At 65.5% G+C, this 255-nt stretch carries 1 protein-coding gene; it reads right to left on the minus strand.

Features of this window, described 5'->3' with window-relative positions; genetic code table 11:
* Nucleotides 1-255: GTP-binding protein (locus ACLBYB_RS33555; protein WP_447701459.1), on the minus strand; the 255-nt coding region annotated here is incomplete at both ends.

A 255-nucleotide genomic window follows, 5' to 3' on the forward strand; every position in this document is an offset into this window, starting at 1 on the left:
AGTCGGCGTGGCCGGGGCAGTCCACGTGCGCGTAGTGACGGTTCTGCGTCTCGTACTCCACGTGCGCCGTCGAGATCGTGATCCCGCGCGCCTTCTCCTCAGGCGCCTTGTCGATCTGGTCGTAGGCCGTGAACGTCGCCCCGCCCGTCTCGGCCAGGACCTTCGTGATCGCCGCCGTCAGAGACGTCTTGCCGTGATCGACGTGGCCGATCGTGCCAATGTTGCAGTGCGGCTTGGTGCGGGAGAACTTTTCCT

Source organism: Methylobacterium sp. D54C, from assembly GCF_053345595.1.